We start from the raw sequence: 6,990 nt of genomic DNA, 5'->3' as shown, positions 1-6,990 counted from the left end.
CGGCCATCCCGGTCCGGTGCCGGCCGGCCATCCCGGTCCGGTGCCGGCCGGCCATCCCGGTCCGGTGCCGGCCGGTCGGCCCGGTCCGGGGCGGGGCGGCGGCGGTCCTGCCCCCAGCTGTCCGGGCCGGGCCGCTCGCTGCCCGTCCGGTCGTACGTCCGGTACGGGCCCTCGTCCGGCTCGGGCAGCCATCCCGCCTCTCCGCGTGGTGGCGCGGGGGAGACCGGCTCTCCGCGTGGTGGCGCGGGGGAGACCGGCTCGCCGCGTGGTGGCGCGGGGGAGACCGGCTCGCCGCGTGGTGGCGCGGGGGAGACCGGCTCTCCGCGCGGTGGCGCGGGGGAGACCGGCTCTCCGCGCGGTGGCGCGGGGGAGACCGGCTCTCCGCGCGGTGGCGCGGGGGAGACCGGGTTGGGCGCCTCGGCGGGGCGCGGGTGGCGTCCCTCGCCGGGGCGGCGCTGGTCGTACGGGTCGCCGTGCCAGGCGGCGGCGTTCCGGTCCGGTGTCCACTCCGGCCCGCGCCGGTCGTACCCGTCGGGCGCGTCCCGCTGCGGGCGGCGCGGCGGGTACGGGCCGACCGGCGCCTCCGGGCGTCGGTCGCGGTGCCAGGCGCTCTCCGGCGGAACGCGCTGACGGTCGTCGTCGGCCGGGAATCGACCGCCCGGGCCGGGGCGCCCGGACCGGTGCTCGTCGCCCCGCCACCGGCCGTCGCCGGCGCGCCGGTCGTCATGGCTTCGCCGGCCGTCACCGGCGCGCCGGTCGTCATGGCTTCGCCGGTCGTCATGGCTTCGCCGGTCGTCGGGGCCGCGTTGGTCGTCGGGGCCGGCCGCCCGGTCCTCGTATCCGTGGCCGGGGGCCCGGTCGTCATAGCCGGGAAAACGCTCGTCGCGACGGCCGGGCCGGCCCTGGTGACCGAAGCCCCGCTCGTCGTGCCGGTGAGGGCGGTCCTCGAACTGGCCGCCGCGGTCCGTGGGCGCGCCGGCCCAGCCGTTTCCGGCCCGGCCCGGACGGTTGTCCGGCCGGCGCGGCCCGGCGCGGTCGTCGTCCCACCCGCGCCGGGCGAGGTCGTCGCGGTCGCCCCGGCGGTCGTCCCACCGGTCGGGGTACGCCGCGTCGCGCCCGCCGGGGGCCGGGCTCACCGGACGGTGGTCGGAGGCGGGCTTGCCGGGGTGCACCTCGGCGCGGCCGACGGCGGCGGCGCGTCCCCGGGTCTGCGCCGGGGGCGGCTGCCGCAGGCCGATGTCGCCGGGGTATCGCTGTCCGGGGAACTGGGGGTGCCACTCGGAGGTGGTCTCGAAGACCCAGGACGGCTCGGCCGGGTCGCGCCAGCGGTCGAAGTAGCCGCCACTCATGGCGAGGCCCCGTCGCCGCCCGCGTGGCGCGCCCCGTTGCCCGGCTCGCGTCGCTCGCTCACGGCGATGTCACCTCGTTGGTAATTGTCGCGCTCGGCGTCTCACCTGCCGGTAAGGTCACTCGGTCCGGCGTTGGCGTGGCTGCGGAAGGAGGGTAACGGCGTGGGCTCTGTCACCGCCACTGTGGCACGGTCCACCGGCTCAAACGTTATCCCATGGTTTCGGACATTCCTAGCTATAACGGTCTCAGGATTCCGGCGATACGCCACGTACCGGCAGGCCGCGCTCGCCGGCGCGGCCACCAACGCCGTGTTCGGCTTCCTGCGCTGCTACGTCCTGCTGGCCGTGGCGGGCGCGGCCGGCGTCGCGGGCGGGTACGACCGGGGGCAGCTCGCCTCCTTCGTCTGGGCCGGGCAGGGCCTGCTGGCGGTCATCCTGCTCTGGGGCTGGACGGACCTGGCCGACCGGATCCGCACCGGCGAGGTGGCCAGTGACCTGCTCCGGCCGGTGCACCCGGTGACCAGCTACCTCGCCACGGACCTCGGCCGGGCCGGCTGGGCCTGCGTGTCCAGGCTGGTGCCCCCGCTGCTGGTCGGCCCGATCTTCTTTCCCGTGCACCTGCCGGCCCGCTGGTCGACCGTGCCGCTGTTCGCGCTCTCCGTGCTGGTCGCGGTGGTGCTCTGCTTCGGCTGCCGGTTCCTGGTCAACGCCACCGCGTACTGGCTGGACGACGCCCGCGGCCCGTTGGTCCTGTGGGCCCTCGCCTCCGGGGTGCTCGCCGGGCTCTACTTTCCGCTGCGCTTCCTGCCCGACTGGCTGTACCTGGCGGTGCAGCTGGGCACCCCGTTCCCGAGCCTGTTCCAGACGCCGCTCGACGTGCTGGTCGAACGCGATCCCACCCCGGTCCAGCTCGGGCTGGTCGGGGTGCAGGTCTGCTGGGCGGCGGCGGTGCTGGGCCTGTGCCGGCTGGTGCAGCGCCGCGCCGAGCGCCGGCTGGTGGTGCAGGGTGGCTGAGGCGGGGACCGTGACCCGACGGGCGCGCCCGCCCGGGCGGCTGGCCGCGTACCGGGCGCTGCTCGGGGCTCAGGCCCGCTCGCAGACCGCGTACCGGACGTCGTTCGTGGTGGATCTCGTCGGCAACGTGGGGGCGACCCTCTTCGACGTGGTGACCGTCCTGGTGCTGTTCGGGGTGACCCGGGAGCTGGGCGGGTTCACGCTCCGCGAGGCCATGGTGATGGTCGGGCTCTCCGCCTTCGCGTTCGCCACCGCCGACCTGCTGGTCGGCAACATCGAGCGGCTGCCCCGGTACGTGCGCACCGGCCTGCTGGACGCCGTGCTGGTCCGCCCGCTCGGGGCGCTGCCGCAGCTGCTGCTGATGGACCTTCCCCTGCGCAAGGTGTCCCGGGCGGTCCTGGGCCTGTCCGTGCTGGCGGTGGCGGTCGCCTCGGCGGGCGTCGACTGGACCCCGGGCCGGGTGGCGCTGCTGCTGCTCGCCCCGGTGGCCGGGGTGGTCTTCTTCGGCTCGGTCTTCGTGGCCACCGCCACCGTCTCGTTCTACTGGACCGAGTCGGGGGAGTTGGCCAACTCGCTCACCTACGGCGGGCGCGACTTCACGTCGTACCCCGTCACGGTCTACGGCGGCTGGTTCCGGGCGCTGTTCGCGTACGGGACGGGGTTCGCCTTCGTCAGCTACCAGCCGGCGCTGCTCGGCCGGGCCGACCCGCTCGGCCTGCCGGCGTGGGCCGGCTGGGCCTCGCCGGCGGTCGCGCTGGTCGCCGCGGCGGGCGCGGCGGTGGCCTGGCGGGTCGGTGTCCGACACTACCGGAGTACGGGATCGTGAGCGCTGAGGTCAGCACGGTACGCGAGGCATCGGGCTCGTCGACGGCGGACGTCATCGACGTGCGCGGCCTGCGCAAGGAGTTCACGGTCCGGGTTCGGGCCGGACGGCTGCGCCGGGAGAAGCGGGTCGTGAGCGCGGTCGACGGGATCGACCTGCGGGTCGCCCGGGGCGAGATGCTCGGCTACATCGGCCCGAACGGCGCCGGCAAGTCCACCACCCTGAAGATGCTCACCGGCGTGCTCGCGCCGTCGGCCGGGGAGGTGCGCGTCTGCGGCCTGCGCCCGGTGCCGCAGCGCACCCGGCTGGCGCTGCGCATCGGCGTGGTCTTCGGCCAGCGTTCCCAGCTCTGGTGGGACCTGCCGCTGCGGGACTCGTTCGACCTGCTCCGGCACGTCTACCGGGTGCCGGCCGCCGAGCACGCCGCCCGGCTGCGCCGCTGCCGGGACCTGCTCGACCTGGACGGGTTCCTGGACACCCCGGTCCGCCAGCTCTCCCTCGGGCAGCGGATGCGCGGCGAGCTGACCGCGGCCCTGCTGCACGGCCCGGAGGTGCTGTTCCTCGACGAGCCGACGATCGGGTTGGACGTGGTGAGCAAGCAGGCGGTGCGCGGCTTCCTCGCCGAGCTGGGCCGGGCCGGCGACACCACCCTCGTGCTCACCACCCACGACCTGGCCGACATCGAGCGGCTCTGCCGGCGGCTGGTGGTGATCGACCACGGCCGGGTCGTGCACGACGGCTCGATCGCCGCGCTGCACGACCGGTACGGCTCCCGCCGACTCGTCGTCGCCGACCTGGACACCGCCCTGCCGGAGCCGCCGGTGCTGCCGGGCGCGCCGCTGCGTCGGGTCGAGGCCGACGGGCACCGGCTCGTCTACGCGCTGGAGTCGGCGACCGCCGCCGAGGTGGTGGCGGGTCTGGCCGGGCTGGCCACCCTGCGCGACATCTCGATCGTCGAGCCGGACATCGAGGAGGTCGTCGCCCGCCTCTACGGTCGGTGAGAAAGGGCTCCCGCCGGCCGAGGTCGCACTTTCGGGGAAACTGTCCCCTCGTCGCACGCCGTGGCCACAGTTTCCCTGAAGTTGTGCGGCTCTTGTCCGGGCGGGGGCGGAAGGACGGCCCGGGGCCGGCCACGGTGGCGACGGCGCTGTGGCGATCCTGCGGGTTGGGTCTCGCTTACGGGTGCTCCATCACCAGGACCGCGAAGGTGCCCGGGGCGAGGGCCTCGTACCGGTGCGGCGCGTCGCCCGGGAACGTGGCGTAGTCGCCCGGCCCCAGCTCGACCAGCTCCGACTCCGGGCCGACGCGCAGCCGCCCGGCGGCCACCACGACGTGCTCCACGCTGCGCGGGGTGTGCGGGTCGGCGACGCGGACGGCGCCCGGCTCCAGCTCGAGGACGTACAGGTCGCGCCGGGCGTGCGCCGAGCCGGCGGCGAGCAGGGTGCCGGTGAAGTCGGCGTGCTCGGACCGGATGCGCGGGCCCTCGCCGGCGCGGACGACCCGTACGGCCGCAGCGGGCGGCTCGACCAGGCGGCTGAACGGCACCCCGAGGGCCACCCCCAGCGCCCACAGCGTCTCCACGCTGGGGTTTCCCGTGCCGGATTCGAGCTGGGAGAGGGTGGACTTGGCGATGCCGGCCCGTCGGGCCAGCTCGGTCAGCGAGATGCCGGCCCGGTCGCGTTCGCGGCGCAGGGCGGCCGCGATGGTGGGCAGCGGCGGAGCGGGGTCCACGGTCAATGTTCGCTCCATCGGTCGGGTTGTTCGGTTTGACGAACACTCTGGCCTGCGTTCATCATAACGGACCATGCGTACGTTTGATCGAACGGTGGACGGCGGCGTGCTCCGCGACGTCGCCGCCGTCGGGGCGGCGATGGTCGCGGTCGGCGCCTCGTTCGGCGCGGTGGCGGTGGCGGCGGGCCTGCCGGCCTGGGCCCCCGTCGCCATGTCCGTCGTCCTCTACGCCGGGGGCGCGCAGTTCATGGCGGTGGGCCTCGTCGCCGCCGGCAGCCCGCTCGCCGCCGTCACGGCCGGCCTGCTGCTCAACGCCCGGCACCTGCCGTTCGGACTGGCGCTCGGCGACACCCTCAGCCGGCGGCGCTGGCAGCGGCTGCTCGGCAGTCACCTGATGACCGACGAGGCGACCGCCTTCGCGCTGGCCCGGCCGGCCGGCGAGCCCCGCCGGCGCGCGTTCTGGCTCGCCGGGACGCTGCTGTTCCTGGCCTGGAACGCCGGCACCGTGCTCGGCGTCTTCCTCGGCGGCGCGGCCGGGGACCCCGCGGCCCTGGGACTGGACGCGGCCTTTCCCGCCGGGCTGGTCGCCCTGCTGCTGCCGGCGCTGCGCGACCGGGAGACCCGCCTGGTGGCGCTGGGCGGCGCGGCTCTGGCGGTCCTGGCCACCCCGGTGCTGCCGGCCGGACTGCCGGTCCTGCTCGCGCTCGGCGCGCTGGTCGTGCCGGCGGTACGCCACAGGCCGACCCGCGCCGGCGAGCCGGGCGGCCCCGATCCGGCGGGTGGCGTCGATGGCCCCGATCCGGTGGGCGGCGTCGATGGCCCCGATCCGGTGGGCGGCGTCGATGGCCCCGATCCGGTGGGCGGCGCCGACCGGTCCGATCCGGCGGTCGGTGCCTACGGCCCCGATCCGGGGGGCATTGCCGACCGGTCCGACTCGGCGGGCGGCGCCGACGGTTCCGTAGGGGAGGTCGGGGCGGGACAGGTCGTCCGGGCGGGGGAGGCGTCGTGCTGATCGCCGTGATCCTCGCCCTGGCCGCCGGCACGTACGGCTTCCGCGTCGCGGGGGTGCTGCTGCGGGACCGGCTGGACCTGCCCGGGTGGTCCCGGCGGCTGCTGCCCGTCGGTGCCGCGACCCTGCTGGCCGCGCTCGCCGCGACCGCCGCGCTGACCGAGGCCGCCGGCTTCGCCGGTTACGCCCGGCCCGCGGGGGTGCTGGTGGGCGTGCTGCTCGCCTGGCGCCGGGCGCCGTTCGTCCTGGTGGTGGTCGCGGCGGCCGGGACGGCCGCGCTGCTCCGCCTGCTCGGCGTGCCCTGACCCGGCCGCCCCGGAAAGAGCGGCCCCGGAGAGAGCGTGCCCTGTCCCGGCCGCCCCGGAAAACGACGAATCCCCTTCCCGCGCTCGCGGGAAGGGGATTCGGGGCGCTACTGCCCCGTCTGTGCGGGCAGCTCCACAGCGGCCGGGCCGGCTCAGATGGCCTGGCCGATCTCCACCTGGGGAGCCGGGGCGCGCATCCGGCGGAACGTGATCGACCGCATGATCGCGTACAGGTAGAGCGAGCCGAGCCGCTGGTCCGTCTTCGGGAACCGCTCCCGGACCAGCTTCTTGATCCGGCGGCTGATCAGGAACGAGTCGATCACCACGCCCAGGGCGAGCGCGCCCCAGAGGATGTTCGAGACCAGCCGGACGACCGGCGGCATGGCCTGGTTGGAGCCGAGCAGCACGATCAGCGCGCCGCCGAAGAACCAGGTGCCCACCGTACGGCGGGAGTCGACCACGTTGCGGGCCAGCAGCCGCTCCGGGCCGCGGTCGCGCGGGCCGCCCTCGCGCCGGAACTCGGCCGCCGCCTCCGCCCGCAGTTGCCGGCGGCGCTCCCGCGCCTCCTCCTTGCTCAGCGGCTTGGTCGCGCCGGCCGGCCGGCGACCGGCCACCGGACGCTTGGGCGTCGCCTGGCCCAGCTCCTTCTTGCTCGGGGTGTAGCCCCGGGAACGGGCGGCGACGGACTCCTCGTCGGGCGTCACGGTGGTGACGGGCTCGTCGACGAGGGTGGCGGACTTGCGGCGAAACAGCGGCACG

7 protein-coding genes and 1 pseudogene are annotated in these 6,990 nt (G+C 76.1%); 5 read left to right on the top strand and 3 right to left on the bottom strand.

Going from position 1 to position 6,990, the window contains the following annotated elements; genetic code table 11:
* A pseudogene (locus ACGFIZ_RS16110) lies at nt 1–1,349 on the bottom strand (hypothetical protein); the annotation flags it as partial.
* 162 nt (nt 1,350–1,511) lie between these two features.
* Here ACGFIZ_RS16110 and ACGFIZ_RS16105 point away from each other — a divergent pair.
* The 3 genes from ACGFIZ_RS16105 to ACGFIZ_RS16095 are packed head-to-tail and all read left to right on the top strand — an operon-like array spanning nt 1,512 to nt 4,187.
* A complete protein-coding gene (locus ACGFIZ_RS16105; protein ID WP_393419880.1) occupies nt 1,512–2,363 on the top strand; it encodes an ABC transporter permease in 852 nt (283 codons plus the stop codon).
* Between the two features lie 10 nt (nt 2,364–2,373).
* Entirely contained in the window at nt 2,374–3,189 is an 816-nt protein-coding gene (locus ACGFIZ_RS16100; RefSeq protein WP_393419878.1) for an ABC transporter permease, read from the top strand.
* On the top strand, nt 3,186–4,187 hold the full coding sequence (locus ACGFIZ_RS16095) for an ATP-binding cassette domain-containing protein (protein WP_393419876.1): 1,002 nt from the start codon (nt 3,186–3,188) through the stop codon (nt 4,185–4,187). Before ACGFIZ_RS16100 ends, ACGFIZ_RS16095 begins: the two co-directional genes overlap by 4 nt.
* A 175-nt stretch (nt 4,188–4,362) precedes the next feature.
* Here the strand turns inward: ACGFIZ_RS16095 and ACGFIZ_RS16090 are convergent, their stop codons facing one another.
* The gene (locus ACGFIZ_RS16090; RefSeq protein ID WP_393419874.1) at nt 4,363–4,923 is read right to left on the bottom strand and encodes a helix-turn-helix domain-containing protein; all 561 of its coding nucleotides are present in this window, start codon (nt 4,921–4,923) and stop codon (nt 4,363–4,365) included.
* Nucleotides 4,924–4,990: 67 nt separating this feature from the next.
* Here ACGFIZ_RS16090 and ACGFIZ_RS16085 point away from each other — a divergent pair, with 67 nt between their 5' ends.
* Together ACGFIZ_RS16085 and ACGFIZ_RS16080 are read left to right on the top strand one after the other, a co-directional pair.
* Nucleotides 4,991–5,929, top strand: coding sequence for an AzlC family ABC transporter permease (locus tag ACGFIZ_RS16085; RefSeq protein WP_393419872.1), 939 nt, complete (start codon nt 4,991–4,993; stop codon nt 5,927–5,929).
* Nucleotides 5,923–6,231 carry an AzlD domain-containing protein gene (locus tag ACGFIZ_RS16080; protein WP_393419870.1) on the top strand — a complete coding sequence of 103 codons (309 nt, stop codon included), beginning with the start codon at nt 5,923–5,925 and terminating at the stop codon, nt 6,229–6,231. The genes ACGFIZ_RS16085 and ACGFIZ_RS16080 overlap by 7 nt, the downstream gene beginning before the upstream one ends.
* Nucleotides 6,232–6,383: 152 nt before the next feature.
* Here ACGFIZ_RS16080 and ACGFIZ_RS16075 read toward each other — a convergent pair whose 3' ends face one another.
* Complete coding sequence (locus ACGFIZ_RS16075; protein ID WP_347666163.1) at nt 6,384–6,989, bottom strand: DUF3043 domain-containing protein; 606 nt, start codon at nt 6,987–6,989, stop codon at nt 6,384–6,386.
* Nucleotide 6,990: the final 1 nt, after the last annotated feature.

This window comes from Micromonospora sp. NPDC048830 (genome assembly GCF_043198215.1).
GTDB lineage: Bacteria > Actinomycetota > Actinomycetes > Mycobacteriales > Micromonosporaceae > Micromonospora.
This window is presented reverse-complemented; position numbering and strand designations above follow the sequence as displayed.

Coding starts and splice junctions, on each gene's coding strand:
- ACGFIZ_RS16085 (WP_393419872.1), top strand. CDS start 4,991: ATGCGTACGTTTGATCGAACGGTGGACGGCGGCGTGCTCCGCGACGTC.